The organism is Clostridium malenominatum, from assembly GCF_039521365.1.
Lineage (GTDB): Bacteria > Bacillota > Clostridia > Clostridiales > Clostridiaceae > Clostridium_AW > Clostridium_AW malenominatum.
Window position 1 is genome coordinate 705,544 of sequence record NZ_BAAACF010000001.1, and the last position, 21,490, is coordinate 727,033.

Annotated in this window: 23 protein-coding genes and 1 riboswitch; of the genes, 20 read left to right on the plus strand and 3 right to left on the minus strand. The window is 32.3% G+C overall.

Features of this window, described 5'->3' with window-relative positions:
- Window positions 1-26 precede the first annotated feature (26 nt).
- The 6 genes from ABDZ69_RS03510 to ABDZ69_RS03535 all read left to right on the plus strand — a co-directional run bounded on the left by ABDZ69_RS03510 (window position 27) and on the right by ABDZ69_RS03535 (window position 6,197).
- A complete protein-coding gene (locus ABDZ69_RS03510) occupies window positions 27-1,280 on the plus strand; it encodes a dicarboxylate/amino acid:cation symporter (protein ID WP_343766644.1) in 1,254 nt (417 codons plus the stop codon).
- Between the two features lie 22 nt (window positions 1,281-1,302).
- Window positions 1,303-1,995 (plus strand): cysteate racemase, encoded by a 693-nt coding sequence (cuyB, locus tag ABDZ69_RS03515; RefSeq protein ID WP_343766646.1) that lies wholly within the window; start codon window positions 1,303-1,305, stop codon window positions 1,993-1,995.
- 46 nt (window positions 1,996-2,041) lie between these two features.
- Window positions 2,042-3,454, plus strand: a complete 1,413-nt coding sequence (locus tag ABDZ69_RS03520; RefSeq protein ID WP_343766650.1) for an aspartate ammonia-lyase — start codon at window positions 2,042-2,044, stop codon at window positions 3,452-3,454.
- 192 nt (window positions 3,455-3,646) lie between these two features.
- On the plus strand, window positions 3,647-4,189 hold the full coding sequence (locus ABDZ69_RS03525) for an NADH peroxidase (protein WP_343766652.1): 543 nt from the start codon (window positions 3,647-3,649) through the stop codon (window positions 4,187-4,189).
- A gap of 188 nt (window positions 4,190-4,377) precedes the next feature.
- A riboswitch (TPP riboswitch) is annotated at window positions 4,378-4,484 on the plus strand.
- Window positions 4,485-4,587: 103 nt separating this feature from the next.
- Window positions 4,588-5,901 carry a phosphomethylpyrimidine synthase ThiC gene (thiC, locus tag ABDZ69_RS03530; protein WP_343766654.1) on the plus strand — a complete coding sequence of 438 codons (1,314 nt, stop codon included), beginning with the start codon at window positions 4,588-4,590 and terminating at the stop codon, window positions 5,899-5,901.
- A 95-nt stretch (window positions 5,902-5,996) separates the two neighbouring features.
- Window positions 5,997-6,197: a DUF4177 domain-containing protein gene (locus tag ABDZ69_RS03535; protein WP_343766657.1), complete on the plus strand. Its 201-nt coding sequence runs from the start codon at window positions 5,997-5,999 to the stop codon at window positions 6,195-6,197.
- A 148-nt stretch (window positions 6,198-6,345) separates the two neighbouring features.
- On the opposite strand, the gene ABDZ69_RS03540 is transcribed toward ABDZ69_RS03535, so the two are convergent.
- The 3 genes from ABDZ69_RS03540 to ABDZ69_RS03550 form a co-directional block, all read right to left on the minus strand.
- A complete protein-coding gene (locus ABDZ69_RS03540) occupies window positions 6,346-6,678 on the minus strand; it encodes a HesB-like protein (protein WP_343766658.1) in 333 nt (110 codons plus the stop codon).
- Between the two features lie 98 nt (window positions 6,679-6,776).
- Window positions 6,777-8,888, minus strand: coding sequence for a methyl-accepting chemotaxis protein (locus ABDZ69_RS03545; protein ID WP_343766661.1), 2,112 nt, complete (start codon window positions 8,886-8,888; stop codon window positions 6,777-6,779).
- Window positions 8,889-9,038: 150 nt separating this feature from the next.
- Entirely contained in the window at window positions 9,039-9,197 is a 159-nt protein-coding gene (locus ABDZ69_RS03550) for a hypothetical protein (RefSeq protein WP_343766664.1), read from the minus strand.
- Between the two features lie 127 nt (window positions 9,198-9,324).
- Between ABDZ69_RS03550 and ABDZ69_RS03555 the strand changes: the two genes are divergently transcribed.
- From ABDZ69_RS03555 to ABDZ69_RS03620, 14 genes are all read left to right on the plus strand, one after another.
- Complete coding sequence (locus ABDZ69_RS03555; protein ID WP_343766665.1) at window positions 9,325-10,338, plus strand: LacI family DNA-binding transcriptional regulator; 1,014 nt, start codon at window positions 9,325-9,327, stop codon at window positions 10,336-10,338.
- 99 nt (window positions 10,339-10,437) lie between these two features.
- On the plus strand, window positions 10,438-11,454 hold the full coding sequence (locus tag ABDZ69_RS03560) for a LacI family DNA-binding transcriptional regulator (RefSeq protein WP_343766668.1): 1,017 nt from the start codon (window positions 10,438-10,440) through the stop codon (window positions 11,452-11,454).
- 142 nt (window positions 11,455-11,596) lie between these two features.
- Window positions 11,597-12,490 (plus strand): dihydrodipicolinate synthase family protein, encoded by an 894-nt coding sequence (locus tag ABDZ69_RS03565; RefSeq protein ID WP_343766670.1) that lies wholly within the window; start codon window positions 11,597-11,599, stop codon window positions 12,488-12,490.
- A 3-nt stretch (window positions 12,491-12,493) separates the two neighbouring features.
- Window positions 12,494-13,483, plus strand: a complete 990-nt coding sequence (locus ABDZ69_RS03570; RefSeq protein WP_343766672.1) for a tripartite tricarboxylate transporter substrate binding protein — start codon at window positions 12,494-12,496, stop codon at window positions 13,481-13,483.
- A 66-nt stretch (window positions 13,484-13,549) separates the two neighbouring features.
- Window positions 13,550-13,993: a tripartite tricarboxylate transporter TctB family protein gene (locus ABDZ69_RS03575; RefSeq protein WP_343766674.1), complete on the plus strand. Its 444-nt coding sequence runs from the start codon at window positions 13,550-13,552 to the stop codon at window positions 13,991-13,993.
- 15 nt (window positions 13,994-14,008) lie between these two features.
- Window positions 14,009-15,502: a tripartite tricarboxylate transporter permease gene (locus ABDZ69_RS03580; RefSeq protein WP_343766677.1), complete on the plus strand. Its 1,494-nt coding sequence runs from the start codon at window positions 14,009-14,011 to the stop codon at window positions 15,500-15,502.
- A 6-nt stretch (window positions 15,503-15,508) separates the two neighbouring features.
- Window positions 15,509-16,261, plus strand: coding sequence for a fumarylacetoacetate hydrolase family protein (locus ABDZ69_RS03585; RefSeq protein ID WP_343766680.1), 753 nt, complete (start codon window positions 15,509-15,511; stop codon window positions 16,259-16,261).
- A gap of 17 nt (window positions 16,262-16,278) precedes the next feature.
- Window positions 16,279-16,890, plus strand: coding sequence for a KpsF/GutQ family sugar-phosphate isomerase (locus ABDZ69_RS03590; RefSeq protein WP_343766683.1), 612 nt, complete (start codon window positions 16,279-16,281; stop codon window positions 16,888-16,890).
- Window positions 16,891-17,835, plus strand: coding sequence for a ribokinase (gene rbsK, locus ABDZ69_RS03595; protein ID WP_343766686.1), 945 nt, complete (start codon window positions 16,891-16,893; stop codon window positions 17,833-17,835).
- Window positions 17,832-18,227 carry a D-ribose pyranase gene (gene rbsD / locus ABDZ69_RS03600; protein ID WP_343766689.1) on the plus strand — a complete coding sequence of 132 codons (396 nt, stop codon included), beginning with the start codon at window positions 17,832-17,834 and terminating at the stop codon, window positions 18,225-18,227. Before rbsK ends, rbsD begins: the two co-directional genes overlap by 4 nt.
- Window positions 18,228-18,248: 21 nt before the next feature.
- Window positions 18,249-19,250 (plus strand): dihydroxyacetone kinase subunit DhaK, encoded by a 1,002-nt coding sequence (gene dhaK / locus ABDZ69_RS03605; RefSeq protein ID WP_343766692.1) that lies wholly within the window; start codon window positions 18,249-18,251, stop codon window positions 19,248-19,250.
- Window positions 19,251-19,260: 10 nt separating this feature from the next.
- Window positions 19,261-19,899: a dihydroxyacetone kinase subunit DhaL gene (gene dhaL / locus ABDZ69_RS03610; RefSeq protein ID WP_343766694.1), complete on the plus strand. Its 639-nt coding sequence runs from the start codon at window positions 19,261-19,263 to the stop codon at window positions 19,897-19,899.
- An 83-nt stretch (window positions 19,900-19,982) separates the two neighbouring features.
- The gene (locus ABDZ69_RS03615; protein WP_343766697.1) at window positions 19,983-20,783 is read left to right on the plus strand and encodes an inositol monophosphatase family protein; all 801 of its coding nucleotides are present in this window, start codon (window positions 19,983-19,985) and stop codon (window positions 20,781-20,783) included.
- Window positions 20,784-20,803: 20 nt separating this feature from the next.
- A complete protein-coding gene (locus ABDZ69_RS03620) occupies window positions 20,804-21,307 on the plus strand; it encodes a GAF domain-containing protein (RefSeq protein ID WP_343766699.1) in 504 nt (167 codons plus the stop codon).
- The last annotated feature ends 183 nt before the right edge of the window (window positions 21,308-21,490 follow it).

Genomic DNA, 21,490 nt, shown 5'->3' on the forward strand with positions numbered 1-21,490 from the left:
AAATTAATAAATAGGGGGGCTTATATATGGAAAAGAAAAAAATGAGTCTTGTAACGAAGATTATGTTAGGACTTGTTCTTGGGGTTATTGTAGGTTTATTATTCGTATCTAATAAAGAAATTGCAAATACCTATATAAAACCATTCGGTACTTTATTCTTAAATTTAATCAAGATGACTATAGTTCCACTAGTATTTGCATCGTTAGTTGTTGGGGCAGCAAGTATTGGTGACGTTAAAAAGCTTGGAAGAATCGGTGGAAAAACCATGCTTTACTTCTTTGTTACAACAGCATTGGCTATATTAATAGGACTAGTAGCGGCTAATATATTCAAGCCAGGTGTTGGGGTTTCCTTAGCAGGAGCTGCTGCACAAAAAGCAACTGAGGCACCGTCAATAATTGATACTTTTTTAAGTATAATACCAACCAATCCAATTGATGCAATGGTAAAAGGAAATATGCTTCAAATTATATTCTTTGCTGTATTTAGTGGAGTTGCTGCTACCTACATTGGAGAAAAGGGTCAAGCGTATGTAAAAATATGTGATAGTATAGCAGAAATTATGTATAAGATTACTGAAGTTATAATGGGCCTTGCACCTTACGGTGTATTTGCTCTTATAGTTCCGGTTATCGCAAGTAATGGTCCTAAGGTATTATTGCCATTAATTAAAGTTATACTTGTTTGCTATGTAGCATTCTTCTTACATGCATTATTAACCTACTCCTTTGCAGTTAAGTTCTGGTCAAAAATTTCAATTGGCCAATTCTTTAAAGGTGCATCACCAGCAACAGCTATAGCTTTTAGTACAAGTAGTAGTTCAGGTACACTACCAGTTACTTTAAGAATAGTTCAGCAGGTATTTGGAGTATCAGAATCCATAGCTAGCTTTGTTCTTCCACTAGGAACTACAATTAACATGGATGGAACAGCTATTTATCAAGGTGTTTGTGCTGTGTTTATAGCTCAGGCTTACGGTATTCCACTAACGATAGGACAACAGGTAACGATACTACTTACAGCTACTTTAGCATCTATTGGTACAGCAGGGGTTCCTGGAGCAGGATTTATGATGCTTATGATGGTTTTATCCTCAGTAGGATTACCACTTGAAGGAGCTGCACTAATCGCTGGTATAGATAGAATATTAGATATGGGAAGAACAGCTGTTAACGTTACTGGTAACGTTTCTGCGGCCATAGTAGTTGGTGCCACAGAAGGGGAACTAGACTATGAAAAAGCCACAATAATGGGGAATGATAAATCATTAAAAGCTTAACTTAAAATAGGGGGAATTCATTATGGGAAAGACGGTAGGAATACTAGGAGGAATGGGTCCTAAGGCTACGGCAGATTTATTAAATAAAATAGTAGATTTAACGCCAGCCACAAAGGATCAAGATCATATCCATATTATAGTAGATAATAATCCTAAAATACCAGACAGAACTGGCTATATTATGGGGAAGGGTGAAAATCCCATTGGGGCCCTGGTAGAAACAGCTGTAAGACTTAGAAATAATGGGGTAGATTTTATAATAATCCCGTGCAACACTGCTCATTATTTCTATGATAAATTAGTTGAGGCTGTGGAAATACCGTTTGTAAACATGATAGAAGAAGTGGGTAAGCATATAGCTACAAACTTCGGAAAGTGTAGTGTTGGATTATTAGCTACAGTTGGAACCTATGAAGGTGGAGTCTATGAAAAGTATTTTCAAAAATACGGATTGGAAACAGTAGTACCTACTGAAGAGGTTAAAGATAGAATTTTAGATTTAATTTATAGGGTAAAATCGGGGGAAAGTTTTTTTGAAATAGAAGAATTGAACTATATTTTAAAGGATTTTAGAAAACAGGGCGTTAATGTCGTAATTTTAGGATGTACAGAATTACCATTAGTATTTGATCCTGTTAAAGAGAAATTTAAAGATTTTAATTTCATATCATCTACAGATATTTTAGCAGAGAAAACTGTGGAGTTAGCAAAATAAAATCATAACTAAGGTTAAATAATTATTATTATAGGGGGAATAGCATATGTTATTTAGAATTGAAAGTGACTCCGTTGGTGAAAAGCAGGTTCCAAAGAATGCTTATTATGGAGTACAAACACTAAGAGCTTATGAAAACTTTAATATTACAGGAAGAAAAATTCATCCTGAACTTATTAAGGCTTTGGCAGAAATTAAGAAAGCAGCGGCCATAACAAATATGGAGGTAGAACTGCTAAATAGAAAAAAAGGAGATGCCATAGTTAAAGCTTGCGACGAAATAATTGGAGGAAAGCTCCATGAAGAGTTTATAACAGACCCAATTCAAGGTGGAGCAGGAACTTCTATGAATATGAACATTAATGAAGTTGTTGCGAACCGTGCTACAGAAATCCTAGGTGGAGAGCTAGGAGATTATAGTGTTGTCCATCCAAATGATCATGTTAATTATGGACAATCAACAAATGATGTAATTCCAAGTGGTGGCAAAATTGCTACTATAAGGCTAATTGATAAAGCATTGATTCAACTACAGAACTTGGTAGATGCATTGTTAGAAAAGTCTGTAGAATTCGACCATGTTATAAAAATGGGAAGAACTCAAATGCAAGACGCTATTCCAATAAGACTTGGTCAAGAATTCCATGCTTATGCAAATGCTATAAAGAGAGACATAGTAAGAATTAAGAGAGCAGGGCAAGATTTAAAGCATATAAATATGGGAGCAACTGCTATAGGAACAGGGTTAAATGCTGATGAAATGTATGTTAAGCATATAGTTCCAAACATCGCTAAGGTTACAGGAATTGATTTGATTCAAAACGATGACCTAGTTGATGGTACTCAAAACTTAGATGGTTTTGCAGCGGTATCAAGTGCGCTTAAGGTTTGTGCAATAAGCCTTTCTAAGATGAGTAATGATTTAAGATTACTATCCTCAGGACCAAGAACAGGTTTTGGAGAAATAAATCTTCCATCAAAACAAAATGGTTCCTCTATAATGCCAGGGAAGGTAAACCCTGTTATCCCTGAGGTTATGAGTCAGGTTGCCTTCAACATAATTGGTAATGACTTAACTATAACTATGGCAGCTGAGGCAGGTCAATTAGAACTTAATGCTTTTGAACCAGTTTTATTCTACAATTTATTTGAATCCATAGAAACTCTTGCCCATGGAGTAGAAACCTTTATAGAAAACTGTGTAAAGGGTATTACTGCCAATGAAGAACATTGTAGAGAAATGGTTGAAAACAGCGTAGGTATAATAACAGCAATAGTTCCACACATTGGATATAAGGACTCTGCCAGACTGGCTAAAACCGCAATAAATAGTGGAGAGTCTGTAAAAGAATTAATTTTAAAAGAAGGATTATTAAAAGAAGCAGAATTAACTACTATATTAAATGCTTATGGAATGACTGAGCCAGGAATATCTGGTAAAGAACTGTTGAAAAAATAAATTATAAATTTTTTATTAAAAGTTAACGGTAAGATTTACCGTTAACTTTTAATGCTTTATAATATATGTGTAAACATTGGAAAAAAACCATAAAAACTTTTAAAAAACTATTGCAAATTAATAATTATTATTATATAATAATAATTGTAAATAAGAAATGAGAAAATTAAAGTTTTTAGGAGGAATTTAATAATGAAAAAATTTGTTTGTACAATATGTGGATATGTTCATGAAGGAGAAATGGCACCAGAAGCGTGTCCATTATGTAAAGCTCCTGCAACTAAATTTATAGAAAAAACTGAGGATATGGCTTGGGCTGACGAACATAGAATAGGTGTAGCTAAGGACGTAGATCCAGAAATTATAGAAGGATTAAGAGCAAACTTTATGGGAGAGTGTACAGAAGTAGGAATGTACTTAGCTATGAGCAGACAGGCTGATAGAGAGGGATATCCAGAAGTAGCTGAAGCTTATAAGAGAATAGCTTTTGAAGAAGCTGAGCACGCAGCAAAGTTTGCTGAATTATTAGGAGAAGTGGTTTGGGCGGATACTAAGAAGAACTTAGAAGCAAGAGTAGAAGCTGAACACGGAGCATGTCAAGGAAAGAAAGACTTAGCAACACTTGCTAAGAAGCTTAACCTAGATGCAATTCACGATACAGTACATGAAATGTGTAAAGATGAAGCTAGACACGGTCAAGCTTTCAAAGGATTATTAGGAAGATATTTTAAATAAGATTTCTAGATGACTAGATTTCTAATTAATAGTTAAAGTGAAAATTCCCAGGAGATTTTATAATAATAAAAATTTCTTGGGAATTTTGTCATTAACTAAATATCTAAACATTTAAAAAACTATCAATTTAAAAAAGTAAAATGTTGACAATCATTAATCATTATGTTAAATTTAAACTGAAGAAAATTGAATATTTCTAGGGGAGCCTATAAATAGGCTGAGAGTGAGATGTGATCTCAGACCCTCATAACCTGATTTGGATAATTCCAACGTAGGGAAGAGCTTTATATAATTTAACCACAATTTTTATATATAAAGTTGTGATTTTTTTATTATAAAAAGGTTATGAGGGAAGCATTTGCTTCCCTTTTATTTTTATTAAAAAGGAGATGGGATTAATGAATTATTCAACTCAAATGGATGCAGCTAAAAAAGGCATCATTACAAAAGAAATGGAAATTGTAGCAAAGAAAGAAAAGGTGAGAGTAGAAGATTTAATGGAGTTAGTTTCACAAGGAAAGGTTGCAATACCAGCAAATAAAAATCATCTAAGTATAGACCCAGAAGGAATAGGCAAGGGTCTTAGAACTAAAATTAATGTGAATTTGGGAATATCTAAGGATTGCTGTAATATAGAGATGGAATTAGAAAAAGTAAAAAAAGCAATAGAGATGAAAGCAGAAGCTATAATGGACTTGAGCTGTTTTGGAAAAACTCAAGAATTTAGACAAAGGCTTATACATATGTCACCAGCAATGATTGGAACCGTTCCTATGTACGACGCAGTAGGTTTTTATGATAAAGAATTAAAAGATTTAACTGCAGAGGACTTATTTAGAGTTGTTGAAACTCATGCTAAAGATGGTGTGGATTTTATGACAATACATGCAGGTATGAATAGAGAAACAGCAGAAATTTTCAAGAGAAATCCAAGACTTACTAACATAGTATCCAGGGGAGGCTCTCTTCTTTATGCTTGGATGGAATTAAATAATAAAGAAAATCCTTTTTATGAACAATATGATAGATTGTTAGATATTTGTGAAAAGTACGATGTTACTATAAGTCTAGGAGATGCATGTAGACCTGGATCCATAGCCGATTCTACAGATCCAAGTCAAATAAAAGAACTAATGACTTTAGGTGAACTAACTAAGAGAGCATGGGAAAGAAATGTACAGATTATGATAGAAGGACCAGGACATATGGCATTAAATGAAATTGAAGCAAACATGGTTTTAGAAAAGAAGCTTTGTTATGATGCACCTTTTTATGTATTAGGACCTATTGTAACAGACGTGGCGCCAGGATATGATCACATTACTAGTGCTATAGGGGGAGCTATTGCAGCAACCTATGGAGCAGACTTTCTATGCTATGTAACTCCAGCGGAGCATTTGAGGTTGCCAGATTTAGAAGATATGAAAGAAGGAATAATTGCTACTAAAATTGCTGCCCATGCAGCAGATATAGCTAAAGGAATAAAGGGAGCAAGAGATTGGGATAACAAGATGAGTAAAGCAAGAAAAGAACTAGATTGGGAAGGTATGTTTAATCTAGCAATAGATGAGGAAAAGGCTAGAAGATATAGAAAAAGTTCTATGCCAGAAGATGAGCATACATGTACTATGTGTGGAAAAATGTGTGCCGTAAGAAATATGAATAAAGTTATGGAAGGCAAAAATATTAACATATTAAGAGAAGATGATTAAAGAAATAAAATTTAAGGAATAACCCCAATATTTTTGTAGATAATAAGATTATTAGGAAAGCTAGAAAAATATTTAAAAGGGGTGAATGAACTTATATGAAGTGGGAATATAAGATGTTTACATTGGATCATTTTCTTAGTTCAGATAGCAACTTGACAATAGAGGAACAATTGAATAAATATGGTGAAGAAGGATGGGAACTTGTAGGAATTTTAGAAAAGCCATATACAACTTTGGGAATACAACCTAGGTTAGATAGTAACTCCATAGTGTTTAAAAAATCTGTTATAGATTAATTTACTAGTTAAATAATTTTTAGTATTTTAGTTATAGATAAAATTCCCGTGGAATTTTTTGTTATTATAAAATTCCACGGGAATTTTCATATTGATTATTAACTAAAAACTATTTAGCTAAAAGTCTTAAAAAGTATCCTTGCAATTTTTAGTGACAACCTGAACATGTGGAACATCCATCGCCATCGTCATCTTTTAATAATGGTTGAAGATTAAAGCCTCCAAGACCATTTTCTTCTCCACAAGTTAATTCAAACCCACCAAACTGTGCAACTAAGTCTTTGTCAACTAAGAAAGTTATGTCACCTATTTTAGTAACATCATCATTTTTGCCTTGTTCATCCAGAACAAGATTAAATACTGGGCCTCCTCAGCCATGGCCTGATAAATTGATTCTTATTGACTTTGATGGAACATTGCTGTCTTCAAGGAATTTTAAAAATTCTTTATAAGCTACTTCGCTCATTTGAAAAGCCTTCATAACTGTTACCTCCTTTGTTTTAATAGTTACATTTTAATATAATAAAATGTAATTATCAAACTATATTTATTATTGACAAGAGGTACTATAAATATTTCTTATATCTTAAACTTATTTATTTTTTCTACCATTTCCTTTGTCATTTCACTTAAGGAGTTGGCAGAAGATGCTACTTCTTCAGAAGACATGGTCATTTCCTCAGAAGAGGCAGATATTTCCTCGGAAGAAGCAGATATTTCTTCAGCTATAGATGAAGATGACTCTACTTTTGATATTATATCATTTTTTTCTGAATCTATGTTTTGGGTAAGGGTATTGACTTCTTCTATTTTTGGAATTATAAATTTTATTTTTTCAATAATATTTTTAAAGGATTCTATAGCAGTATTAACAGTAGAAAGCTGATTTTGAAATTCTAATTCCATAGTTTCACTAGTGGATACAATATTATTTGTGTCCTGTGATATAACTTTAATTAAATTATTAATTTCTAGAGAAGAACCTTTGCTTTGCTCGGCCAATTTTCGGACCTCATCGGCTACAACAGCAAATCCTCTTCCTGCTTCTCCAGCTCTAGCTGCTTCTATTGCTGCATTTAAAGCTAATAAGTTTGTTTGGTCAGATATATTATTTATCAAATTAGTAATTTCATTTATTTTTAATACGCTATGGTGAAGAGTATTTATGCGTAAAGAAAAATCCTTGAATGAACTATTTATTGTATTAATAGAGTTAATTAGGCTTATCATATTATCATTGCTATTATTTGCTGAACTATCTATTTCTTTTGAGGAACTATGTATTAATTCTATGGAGTGAATCATATTTTCAAGGGAAACTCCAAAATTACTAATTATAGAATTTATGCTTACCAAATCCTCTGCTTGATTACCTGTAGCTTTGGCTACATCCGTTATAGCTAAGGATACATTTTGAGAAGAAGTTGCCATCTCTTCAGATGTAGCAGACAAATTCTCACTTTCTTTATCTATGTTTTTTGAAGTTAATAAAATGCTATTAATAGTATCTTTTAACTCATATCTTAAATTGGATACTGCTTTTGCCATCTTGCCATTTTCATCTTTATACTTTAATAATTTATTAATATCATTAGTAAAGTCCCATGCCAAATCTAATTCAGCTGTTTTATCTATTATGTTAGTGGTTAATAATATTGGCTTAACAATTAAATTTGATAGTATCCATATCATGGCTCCTAATATTAATAGGCCAGCTAAACTTAAATAAAAGCCTTTTGTCATAATTTTATTAGATTCGGCCATAATTTCTTTAAGAGGAACGTAAAGTGCTAAGCTCCAAGGAGTTGTTGTTTTGCCCACTATGATTGGTGTATAAGCAGTAATTAGTGTATCTTTTAATTCCTTAGATTTTTCAGAATGAAGATATTCTTTTCCTTCAAATACTGATTGCTTTATTGTTTCAATGTTTTCTTTTTGGTTGCTATAGAAGTTAGTTCCTATGAGCTCTTTATTTTGATGAGCTACTACTTGTCCGTTATTAGAAATTATCATTGCACTACCAGTGTCGTAGATTTTAATTTTAGAATTTACATCATTCATATAATCAATGGATACGTCAACTCCTGTAACACCAAGAACTTTTCCATTTTGTATTATTGGAGCACAAAGTGAAATCATTGTTACTTTTGTACCTTGAACATCGAAAGCTTCAGGTTCTGTAATAAATTCATTTTTACTATCTCTTGGAATGGTATACCAATCTACATTATATTCATTAGGCATTGTAGCTAAAGCAGAGGAAATATTATTATTATAATTTGACCAGTACATATTAAATCTACCTGTGGAATCATAAACGCCTTTATTGGCATATTTTATATCTAAGCCATCTAAAGCGTTTGGTTCCCAAACAGTCCATGTGCTTAAAAAGCTAGGATTATTTTTTAAAAGATTTTGCATTGCTAAGTTTGCAACAGTTCTTCTTTCTTCAGGTTTAACTTCATTTAAGTTGCTAAAAACACTACTTAAAGTTCGTGCAGAATCTAAAGCTACTTCTAAATCAGCTTTCATAAGGGCAGAATATTCTTTAGCTTGAGATAGAAGATATTCTTTGGTATTGTTCTGAACCATTATTCCATTGGATATGGTTTGAAATGCTATTACAATAGAAAAAATTATAAGTACAGGTGTTAGAATAAATAGTAACATTTTTGATTTTATACTTTTCATATTAGATCATCCCTTTCTGCGTATAATGACATAATAATACATAATTTCTTGTATTATTATAATATCATGGCTAAATTCAAAGTTCAATTTGTTTGATAATCAAAATAACTGATTATCAAAATAAATAGAGGAACTACAAAGTAATTCCTCTTAATTTCCTTCATAAAACTTAATCATATTTGTAATAACTTCAAGTCTTGCTTGAACCTCTGGAAAGTCCATGTATTTTTCACCATATTGATATTTAAAACTCTCTTTAAGTTCTTTTAATTCTTCTTTTAAGAGAGCTATTTTAATTTCTCTATCCATGATTAGTACCTCCCTTTATTATATAAATAATATATCATATTAATTTTGTTAAATGGGAGACAGTTTGTCAATAAAATGATAAAATAATATTTACACTTATTACAAACATTATTGGTGGTGAAAATCAATGGTAAAAATAACAGTGAAAGATGTAGCAAAAAAAGCTGATGTTTCAACAGCAACGGTATCAAGAGTAATAAATGGAGATTATCCCGTTAGTGACGAGGTCAGGGAAAGAGTTTTAAGTGTCATAAAAGAACTAAACTATATACCTAATGCTGTAGCAAGAAGTCTTAAAGTAAAAAAGACAAATACAATAGGGATGGTAGTTCCAGATATATCAAATCCTTATTTTATGAAGATGGCAAAGGGAATAGAAGTGGTAGTCTCAAATAGTGGATATAGTCTCTTGATGGGAAGTAGTCATGATAATATTGAAAATGAATTAGAATTATTAGAACTATTTGAAGAAAGAAGAGTTGAAGCTATAGTTTTAGCTACTTGTCAAAATGAAAAGGATAATGTTGAAGATTTTTTACAAAAAGGTGTTAATATTGTATTAGTGGATAGAAATATTGAGGGGATTAAAACTTCATCTATTATATTAAATAACTTTGAAGCTTCATATAGCATTACAGAAAAGTTGATAAGAAAAGGTCATAAAGAAATTGCAATAATTAATGGAAATCCTAATATTTATACTGAAAAGGAAAGATATGAAGGGTTTTTAAAAGCAGTGAAGGATAATAACATAATACTAAAGGATGAACTTATTTTAAGAAATAGCATTTCAAAAGAAAATGCCTTTGAAGGCGTTATTAAATTATTAAAAAACAAAGATAAATCTCCAACCGCAATATATTGTACTAATCATTATTTGCAGGAAGGAGTATTACTTGGAATTAAAAAGTTTAATATGAGGGTACCGGAAGATATATCTTTAGTATGTTTTGGAGAAAGTAGCATACATAAGTTAATAAACCCTAAAATAACATCAGTATCTTATGATTCTTATAGGCTTGGAATAAAATGTGGTGATATTGTGTTAGATAAGATTAATAGGAACTTAAAAAATGAGGAAATTGAGTATATTGTCGATGTTGAGATTAAAGAAGGTAATTCGATAAAAGAAATAGTGTAAAATGCTTTTAAAATAATTTTGGGAAAAGATATTGAAATTATCTGAAAAATAGGTTATTATTAATATAGTAAACGTGTACTATAAATAAGGGGTATGAGAATGAAAAAAATTACTATAAAGGAAGTTGCAAAAAAAGCTGGGGTTTCTACAGCCACAGTTTCTAGGGTACTTAACAATAATTACCCCGTAAGTGATGAAGCGAGAGAAAGGGTATATACTGTAATCAAGGAACTTAACTATTCTCCTAACGCTATTGCAAGAAGCTTAAAAAACAATAAAACAAATTTAATTGGTTTTGTTGTTGGGGATATATCAAATCCTTATTTTATGAAAATAGCAAGGGTAATTGAAGATGATATGAGAGCTAGAGGTTATAACATAATAATGGCTGTAACCCATGAAGATGAAGAATTAGAAAAAAAGTTATTAAAGGTTTTATTTGAAAAAAGGGTTGATTCAGTTGTTATCGCACCAAGTGGTAACAACATTGAAGAACTATTAAACTTTATAAACAGTGGTGTAAATGTAATTGCTATTGATAGAAAAGTTGAGGGGTTAAATATTGACACTGTTATAGAGGATAATTTTGATGCAGCTTATGATTTAACTGAACTTTTAATAAAAAGTGGCCATAAAAAAATTGCCATAGTAAATGGTAGATTAGACGTTACAACAGGAGCTGAGAGATCAAAAGGCTTTAAGTCTGCTATGAATAATAATAACATCCCCATTAAAGATGAATATTTATTATATGGTAATTTTGACGAAGAGAAGGCTTACTTTGAAGTTAAAAAGCTTTTAATGAAAGAAAATGTAGAAAAGCCTACTGCTATATTTGCTACTAACAATAAAATGGCGGAAGGTGCTATGGTGGCTATACAAGAACTGGGCTATAAAATACCAGAGGATATATCTATGGTATCTTACGGAGAGTTAAGTGCTCCAGAGTTAGTAGAACCGAGACTTACAGTTGTTCAGCAGGACGCCTATGCTATTGGTAGAAAGGTTTCTAATATATTAATAGAAAAAGCTGAAAATGAAGTCAATAATAAAAACTTTAAAGAATATATATTATGTCCTAAAATCTACTTAGGTGAGTCGATAAAGAGAATTTAATTCTTTTTATTGTAGAATTATAGTAATCGATTACTGTTATTTTCGTAACATAGTAAATGAATTAATTAAATAAAAATTTTTAGATAAACAGTAATCGATTACTAAGGCTAAATAAATATAATATTTAAAGGAGGATTAATACATGAAATTTAAAGGAGTAGTTGCTGCCATTGTCACTCCCTTTGATGAGAATGGGAGGATTGACGAAAAAGCATTAAGAGAGTTATGTAAATTTGAGGTTAGAAAAAATGTAAATGGTGTATTTGCACTTGGAACTACAGGAGAAGGTACTTTACAAGATGTAGAAGAAAGAAAATTTGCCGCTGAAGTAATAATGGACGAGCTTAGAGGTAAATTGCCAGTGGTATTACATGTTGGTGATTTAAGTATTAGAAATGTTTGGGAGTTATCAAAGCATGCTGTAGATTTAAAAGTAGATGCAATAACATCTATTACTCCATACTACTATAGGTTAACAGATGGCCAGTTAAAAGATTACTACTTAGAACTTTCTAAAAATGTTCCAGAAGATTATCCAGTGTATATTTATAATTTCCCAGGTATAACAAATAACGATGTAAAAACTCATATAGTTAAAGAACTTATAGACGAAACTAAAAATATTGTAGGAATTAAATTTAGCTCATCAGATATGATAAGACTTCAAGAATATATAGCATTAAAATCAGATAGATTTTCAGTATTAAGCGGATGTGACCCATTATTCTATACTATGCTTTCTATGGGATGTGATGGATTAGTATCAGGTAACTCAAATGTAAATCCAGATATATTTGTGAAAATATATGGAGCTTATACCAATGGAGAATACAAAAAAGCTGAAGGTTTACAAGCATATGCTAGAGCTACAGCAGATCTTCTAAGAGATGGTAACATAGCTGTAATCAAGGCTGGTATGAAAGTAAACGGATTAAATGGAGGCTATGTAAGAAAACCTTTACAAAATTTAGATGTTGAAAGTACAGAAGTACTTTTACATAATCTTAAAAAATTAATGTGTAAGGTGGAGGGGTAAGTTATGAAAAAGAGTAAAATTATGGTGGCTTTAGGACTTGTGGCATCAATGGTTTTTATGACTGGCTGTGCTAGTAGTGGTGGAAGTACTGACAAAAAGGAAGCTAAATATCCTAATAAACAAATTAGCATGATTATTCAGGCAGCACCTGGTGGATTATCTGATACTGTTGCAAGAACAGTAGCTTCAGAATTACAAAAAACTTTAGGAGTTCCTGTGGTTTCAACTAATAAAACAGGAGCAGCAGGAGCAGTTGCCATGTCATTCTTACAGGGAAGCAATCCAGATGGATATACAATAGGATATGTACCAGTTGAATTAGCTATGGTTAAGGCATTAGGTTATGCAAATGATGTGGAACCAGATGGATTTACATTACTTGGAAGATCAAATATTTCACCAGCTACAGTTACTGTAAGAGCTGATTCTCCATGGAAGACAATAGAAGAATTTATAGATTACGCAAAGCAAAATCCATCAAAAATAAAGGTTGGTAACTCAGGAACAGGATCAATTTGGCATATAGCAGCAGCTACAGTTGAAAGTGCTACTAACACTAAGTTTAATCACGTTCCTTTTGATGGTGCAGCACCAGCTATAGCAGCTCTTATGGGATCACACATAGATGCAGTTACAGTAAGTGTTTCTGAAGTTAAATCAGGTGTTGAAAGTGGACAACTTCGTGTGCTTTCAGTAGTTGATGAAAATAAATCACCTTTCTTTCCAGAAGTTCCAACAATGAAAGAAAAAGGTTATGACATAGTTGTGGCTGCATGGGGGGGATTTGCAGCTCCAAAGAACCTTCCAAAGGAAGTTCAAGATGCACTAATTCCAGCTATTGAAAAAGCTATACAGTCTGAAAGTTTAAAGAAAATAGCAAATGAAAGAGCATTTACAGTTGCTTATCAAAATGGAGAAGAGTTCTATAAATTTGCAAAGAGTCAATTTGATTTCTATATGAAACAAATACCAGCAATGGGAATAAAAAAATAAGTAATTAAAATAAAGCTTGTATGTATGTTTACACACATACAAGCTCCTTTTAAAAGGAGGGTAAGCATGTTTAATGGTGATGTTGTATTTGGCATAATTACATCTTTGATAGGTGTTTGGTGGATATTCATGTCAAGAAATTTTCCAGGTGGTACAACTGATGGAGTACCAGGACCAGGATACTTTCCCAGAATTATAGGGACATGTCTTATTATAATGTCAGTAATTCTAATTTCTAAAGGGATGAAAAATAAAAATGTCTATTTCAATGTGAAAGAATGGCCAAAAGAAAACAAGAAAATATTTTTACTTACAATAGCTATTGTTATAGCTTTTATGGTTCTATGGATTAATGTATCTTATATAATTGCATGCTTTGTATTGTTATTTTTATTAGGTTACCTTTATGGGATGAAATTAACAAAAAACCTTATTTTGTCAGTATGCTTAACTGCAAGTACTTATTTAATTTTCAACAATGTGTTTAATGTAATGTTAAATTTAAGATGAGAGGAGTGAAGAGCATTGTTACTTGGTGCATTAAGAGATGTATTACAACCTAACGTTTTTCTTTATAACTTTATAGGAGTAGTGGTTGGAATGTTTATAGGTACTTTACCAGGGTTATCTGCGACTATGGGGGTTGCTCTACTTACTCCTCTTACATTTTGGTTAGAGCCTACTCAAGGACTAGCTATGTTACTTGGAGTTTATAACTCTGCAATATGGTCTGGAGGTATTTCTGCTATATTGGTTAATACTCCAGGTACTCCAGCATCAATAGCTCAGACCTTTGATGGATATAAAATGACTCAACAGGGTAAAGTTGGATTAGCATTAGGAATTAACACAATATACTCTGTTATAGGTGGATTATTCAGTACTTTTGTATTGATTGTTGCAGCTTTCCCAATTGCAAAGTTTGCACTAAAGTTTGGACCGCCTGAATATTTTGCTTTAGCTATTTTTGGTTTATCTATGATGATTAGTGTTTCAGGAAAAGAAATAGTAAAGGGATTAATTATAGGATTATTAGGACTTATTATTTCAACTATAGGATTAGATCCAATGTTTTCAGTTCAAAGATTTACATTTGGCAACATGAATCTTATGCAAGGAATATCATTTATACCAATAATGATAGGTATGTTTGGTATAGGAGAAATCCTTTATCAAATTATTGAGGATAAAAAAGATGATAGAAAAATAATGGATATAAAAGATTTAGGAAGGGTAGTTCCTACAGCTAAAGAATTTAAAACTACTGCATTTCCATCCTTTATATCAGCAATAATTTCAGTAATAATAGGAGCCATACCAGGGACAGGTGGAGATATAGCTTCAATCATATGTTGGCAACAGGCTAAGCAAATGTCCAAAAAACCTGAAGAATTCGGAAACGGATCAGTTGAAGGCCTTGCAGTTACATCCTTAGCAAATAATGGAGTTATAGGTGGAACCATGACAACTATGATGACTTTAGGAATTCCAGGAGACTCAGTTACAGCAATATTAATAGGATCCCTTATGATGTATGGAATGCAACCAGGACCGCAGATGTTTATATCAAATTCAAAGTTTGTTTATAATATCATGGCATTACTTATAGTTGCTAATCTTACTATATTAGTGCTAGGACTTTTAACTGCAAAGGGAAGTTCATATATTTTAAAAGTACAACCTAAAGTTATTTGGTTGGTAGTTATATTATTCTGCATAATTGGATCTTACGCATTAAATAATTCTTTATTTGATGTAGGAGTAATGCTTATATCTGGCTTTATAGGCTTCTTATTTAGAAGATTAGATATACCATTAGGACCATTTATATTAGCACTTTTATTAGGACCAATAGCTGAATCAAACTTTAGAAGAAGTTTAGCATTATCCTCAGGAACTTACTCAATATTTATAACAAGACCAATATCTATAGTGTTATTTATTCTTGCATTAGTTTCACTTCTATATATTCCTATAAAGAATATGCTAGGAAAGAAAAATCAGAGTGTAGCGGGGTAGGCTAATATGGCATTAATAATTAATAAAGCTATTTACAATAATGATGAAACATACGTTTATGAAAGATTAGGTCACCTATATAAAATAGATGGTGACCTTTACCAAAATTATTCCTTAACAGTTGAAAGAATAGATAAGGATAAGGTAAAACTTTTACCCCCTCACAATCCTAAAAATATTATAGGTGTAGGTACAAACTATAAGGCTATGATAAAAGATGAAAGTGATACCCCTAGGGAACCTATTATTTTTTTAAAGCCAGTTACCACCATAACCTATGAAGAAAACATACCTTATCCTAATCTATCTAATTTAGTTAAGGCAGAGGTTGAATTGGCAGTAGTAATGGGAAGAAAGTGCAAAGAAGTAAAAGAAGAAGAAGCAGAAAGTTATATATTAGGTTATACCACTGCTATGGATTTTACAGCTGTAGACAAGCTAGTACCCTCCGCGATTTGGAATGTTTCAAAAATGTTTGATGGATTTACTCCGTTAGGTACCTTTCTTGTGAAAGATATAGATATAAGCAATTTAAAAGTGACTTTAAATAAAAATTCTAAAACTGTTGTAAATTCCTCTACAGAAGGCATGATTTTTTCAATACCTTATCTTATAAGCTACATTTCTAAAATAATGACTTTAATGCCTGGAGATATCATTTTGACTGGTACTCCATGGGAAGCTATAGAAATTGTTAAAGGTGACTCTGTTAAAGCTGAAATTCAGGGCATTGGCAAAATTGTTGGAAAAATTGTTTAAGGGAAAGGAGAATGTTAATGGATGCGTTAAAAGTTGGTAAAAAGATTATAGAAGAAGAAATAAAAGCTATTGAAAGAGTCAGTAAGAATTTAGATGAAAATTTTGTTATAACAGTAGAGACAATAAAATCCTGTGAAGGCAAGGTAGTTTTCACAGGGTTAGGCAAATCAGGTCATATAGGTAAAAAACTAGCAGCTACTTTTTCAAGTACAGGGACTCCGGCCATATTTGTACATGCTACAGAAGCTTTACATGGAGATTTAGGAATGATAACAAAAGGCGATGTAGTAATTGCTATATCAAATAGTGGAGAGACAAAAGAGTTGATCCAAATGATACCTTCATTAAAAATTATAGGGACAAAAATTATATCAATTACCTCCAATGAAAATTCAACTTTAGCTAAGAAAAGTCATATACACATTAAAGTAGATGCAACAAGAGAAGCTGATCATCTTAATGTAGCACCTACATCCAGTACCACTGCAGTATTAGCCGTTGGAGATGCTATAGGAATTACTTTATCTATCTTAAAAGGATTTAAAGAAGATAATTTTGCGGTATTTCACCCAGGTGGAAGTTTAGGTAAAATGCTATTAGGTAAGATTAGTTTAGAGGAGACGGTTTAAATGGATAAGATTCTTGTAATTGGAAGCTTTATGATGGATTTAGTAGCTAAAACACCTAGGGCTCCTATTGAAGGAGAAACTATAAAGGGAATATCTTTTTCACAATTTACTGGAGGAAAAGGAGCTAATCAAGCTGTAGCAGCTGCAAAGCTAGGTGCGGATGTTGTTATGCTAGGCAAGCTAGGAAAGGATAGTTTTGGAGAATCTCATGTGAATAGTTTAAAAGAATATAATGTAGAATACAGCTACGTTATGATAGAAGAAAATCATAGTACTGGAGTAGGATTTATAACCCTTGAAGATAACGGGAAAAATAGAATAATAATAATACCTGGTGCGAATTTAAAAGTTACTCCTGAGGATATTGAGAGACATGAAGAGTTGATAAAAGAATGCCATATTTTAATTTTACAAATGGAGATTCCTATTGAAAGTATTTATAAGTCTATTGATATAGCGTGTAAACATAATAAAAATATTATCTTTAATCCAGCACCGTACATGGATTTTGATAAGAGATATTTAGATAAACTCACTTATATAGTACTAAATGAAGTAGAAGCAAAAGATTGCACAGGAATAGAAATTAATGATAAGGATAATGCAAGAAAAGCTGCTGAAAAGTTACTGGACTTAGGATGCAAAAATGTATTAATAACCATGGGTGAAAAAGGAGTATATTTCCTAAACCATAAAGAAGAGCATTTTCTAAAAAGCTTAGAGGTAGATGTGATAGATACTACTGCCGCAGGAGATGAATTTATAGGTTCCTTTGCATATGCATTAACAAGAGGGTGGAGTATATCAAATGCAATTAAATTTGCTAATGCATCAGCAGCTTTATCTGTAACAAAGATGGGATCGCAGCCGTCACTGCCTTATTATCATGAAGTTAAAGCTTTTATAGAGGAAAATGTCAATGAACTAAAGGAGTTAGTAAAATGAAAAAGACAGGTATACTACACAAAGATATATCAGAATTAGTAGCAGCTATAGGGCATACAGATTCTATAATAATATGTGATGCAGGATTTCCTATACCTTCAGGTGTAAAAAGAATAGACTTAGGTGTGGAGGAGAACCTACCAACTACCCTAGATTTAATAAGGGTTATACTAAAGGAATTACCTGTAGAAAAAATAATAGTTGCTAAAGAAACTGAAGAAGTAAGCCCTGAAAGGTATGATGAAATGGTAAGTTTTTTCCCAGGAGTAGAAAGGAAATTAATTCCACACATTGACTTTAAAGAAATATCGAAGAATGCAAAAGCAGTAATTAAAACAGGAGACTGCACTCCTTATTCAAATATAATACTCATTGCAGGAGTGCCATATTAATATAATTCTGGAGGTTTTAGTATGAAAAAAATAATAAATAACCCAGATAATTTTGTTATGGAAATGTTGGAAGGAATACTTCTTGCACATAGCAAAGAGGTGAAAATTGCTAATGATGATAAAAGAGCTCTTGTAAGGTACGATCGACCTGTAAAAGGTAAAGTAGCAATAGCTACAGGAGGAGGATCTGGTCATCTTCCAATATTTTTAGGCTATGTAGGAAAAGGTATGATTGACGGATGTGCGGTTGGAAATGTATTTGCTTCTCCAAGTGCTACTACTATGCTAAATGTTACTAAAGCTATAGATGGAGGAGAAGGTGTGTTATACATCTACGGAAACTATAGTGGAGATGTAATGAACTTTGATATGGCTGCTGAAATGAGCGAATTTGAAGATATTAGAGTGGAGACAGTTTTAGTTGCGGACGATGTAGCTTCAGCGCCAAAGGGAAGTGAAACCAAGAGAAGAGGGGTAGCAGGACTTTTTTATGCTTACAAGATAGCTGGTGCAGCTGCATCAGAAGGAAAATCTTTAGAGGACGTAAAGAGAGTAACTGAAAAAGCTTTAAGTGGTACTAGAACCATGGGAATGGCTATTTCACCATGTATTATTCCTTCTGCAGGTAAGCCAACCTTTACTATAGGGGAAGATGAAATGGAAATAGGTATGGGTATACACGGAGAACCAGGAATTAAAAGAGAAAAGCTAAAAACCGCTGATGAAATAACCGAGGAATTAGTAAATAGAATATTAGAGGATTTACCTTATGAAAATGGAGATGAGGTTTCTGTACTTATAAATGGATTGGGCTCCACGCCAAAGGAAGAACTATATATAGTTTATAGAAAAGTACATTTAATGCTAGAGGAAAAAGGAATTAAAATTTATAGGCCATATGTAGGAGAATATGCAACCTCCATGGAGATGGGAGGAATGTCCATAACTTTAATGAAATTAGATGAAGAATTAAAAGACTTCCTAGATAAACAAGCAGATACACCATTCTTTCAACAGGTATAGGAGAGGAACAATGGAACATATAAATATAGTTCAGGTAAAGGAAATATTAAAAAAAATAAGTGAAGTTATGGATGAGGCAAAAGATTATTTGATAGCATTAGATGGAGCTATGGGTGACGGAGATTTAGGATTGACTATGAGCGAAGGTTTTAGAGCTATAGTTAATGAAATGGACAAGGTGGAAGGTGAGGACATAGGAGCTTTAATTGGCAAGATGGGAATGGTTATGGCTAATACCGTTCCATCTACTATGGGAACTTTAATGGCAACGGCCCTTATGAAGGGTGGAAAAGCTATTAAAGGATTAAAGCAAATTACTTTAAAAGATATGATAGATTTTGGACAGGCAGGAATTGAAGGAATAAAAATGAGAGGAAAAGCTGAAGTAGGGGATAAAACTATTTTAGATTCCCTTCATCCAGCAGTAGAGAGTTTAAAAAAATCAAAAGAAAGTCAATTGGATTTTAGAGAAGCCTTTAAAGATGCTTATGAAGCAGCAGAAGTTGGAGCTATTATGACAAAAGATATAAAGTCAAAGTTCGGAAGAGCAGCTTATTATGGAGAAGGCTCCATTGGAAATCAAGACCCAGGAGCAACGGTTGGGATGTTCTTGTTTAAAGCAATATATGAATATTTCAAATGTAAATAGGGAAGTTTAAAATTAAAGGGAGCTACATAAGTTCCCTTTTCTTTATTTTTAGTATAAAATAAAAAAAGAGGATGGTGAGTTGTTTGGATTTACAAGAGATATTACATAATGTAATAGAATGGGCAAGAGAAGTAGGAAAAATACAATTAGACAAAATAGATAAGGAAATAGAGTATTCCAGCAAAAGTACCAACGTAGATATGGTAACAGAGGTGGATTTATTATCTGAAAAAATTATAATGGATAAAATAAAGCAGTATTACCCAGAACACTCTATTCTATCTGAAGAAAATGGTGAGCTAAACAAAGAGAGTGATTATGTTTGGGTTGTAGATCCATTAGATGGAACTAATAACTACCTTCATAGAATCCCAATATTTTGCATATCCATAGCATTAAAGCATCTAGGAGAAACTATACTTGGAGTAGTTTACGTTCCAAAGCTTGATGAGATGTTCTATTCCATAAAAGGGGAAGGAGCATACTTAAACGACACAAAGATAAAGGTTGGAGACAAGGATGCTTTAGACCAATGTATTTTAGCTACAGGATTTCCTTATGATAAAAAGGTTTCAGAACATAATAATGTAAATTTATTTTGCAATATAGTAAAAGAACTACAAGGAGTAAGAAGAACAGGAACTGCTGCTTTTGACTTATGTTCTGTAGCTTGTGGAAGATTCGATGGATACTGGGAATTAAAGTTAAGTCTTTGGGATATGGCAGCGGGAGAGCTTATAGTTAAAGAAGCAGGTGGAGAAGTTATTACATCTAAAATAAATAAGGAAGATGGTACCGAAGGAATAAATATAATTGCAGGTAATGAAAAGGTAGTAAGTTTAGTTAAAGAAAAAGTAAATGAAATACATAATTATTTTAATTAACAAAAGATGAGGTGTTAGTTTTGTTTGATATAAAAATTTTTGATGGATTAAGTAAAGAAGAAAAATACGAAAATATGGTGACCATGTTAGATGCTTTAATAAAAGATGAAGAGGATGCCGTTACTAATTTAGCTAATGCATCCGCGTTAATTAATGCTCTAATGGATAGAATAAATTGGGTAGGTTTTTATATTATGAAGAAGGGAGAGCTAGTACTGGGACCATTTCAAGGAATGCCTGCTTGTACTAGAATAAAGATTGGCAAGGGTGTATGTGGAACTTCTGTAAGTAGTAAAAGCATTATGCGAATAGAAGATGTACATAGTTTTGAGGGACACATAGCCTGCGATGCAGCTTCAAATTCAGAAATTGTACTACCTATAATAAAAAATGATAAAGTGTATGGAGTATTAGACATTGACAGCCCAGAAGTAGGTAGATTTACAGAAGTAGAGGAAAAGTACTTAGTACAGTACATGGAAATTTTGAATAAATACATTAACTGGGAAGATATAAGTTTATAAAAAGATATATAATGCGCAGTATACATTTGAGCAAAATTTAGCAATTCTTAATTTAGTTTTTATAGTTTTTGTAAAATGCTTTGCATGTTTGACCAAAGGGAGTTTGCAAAGCATTAGAAACTAGAAAAAACTAAATTTTAGAATTACTTATTGAAGCGAAGGTTACACAAGCAGTATATATCT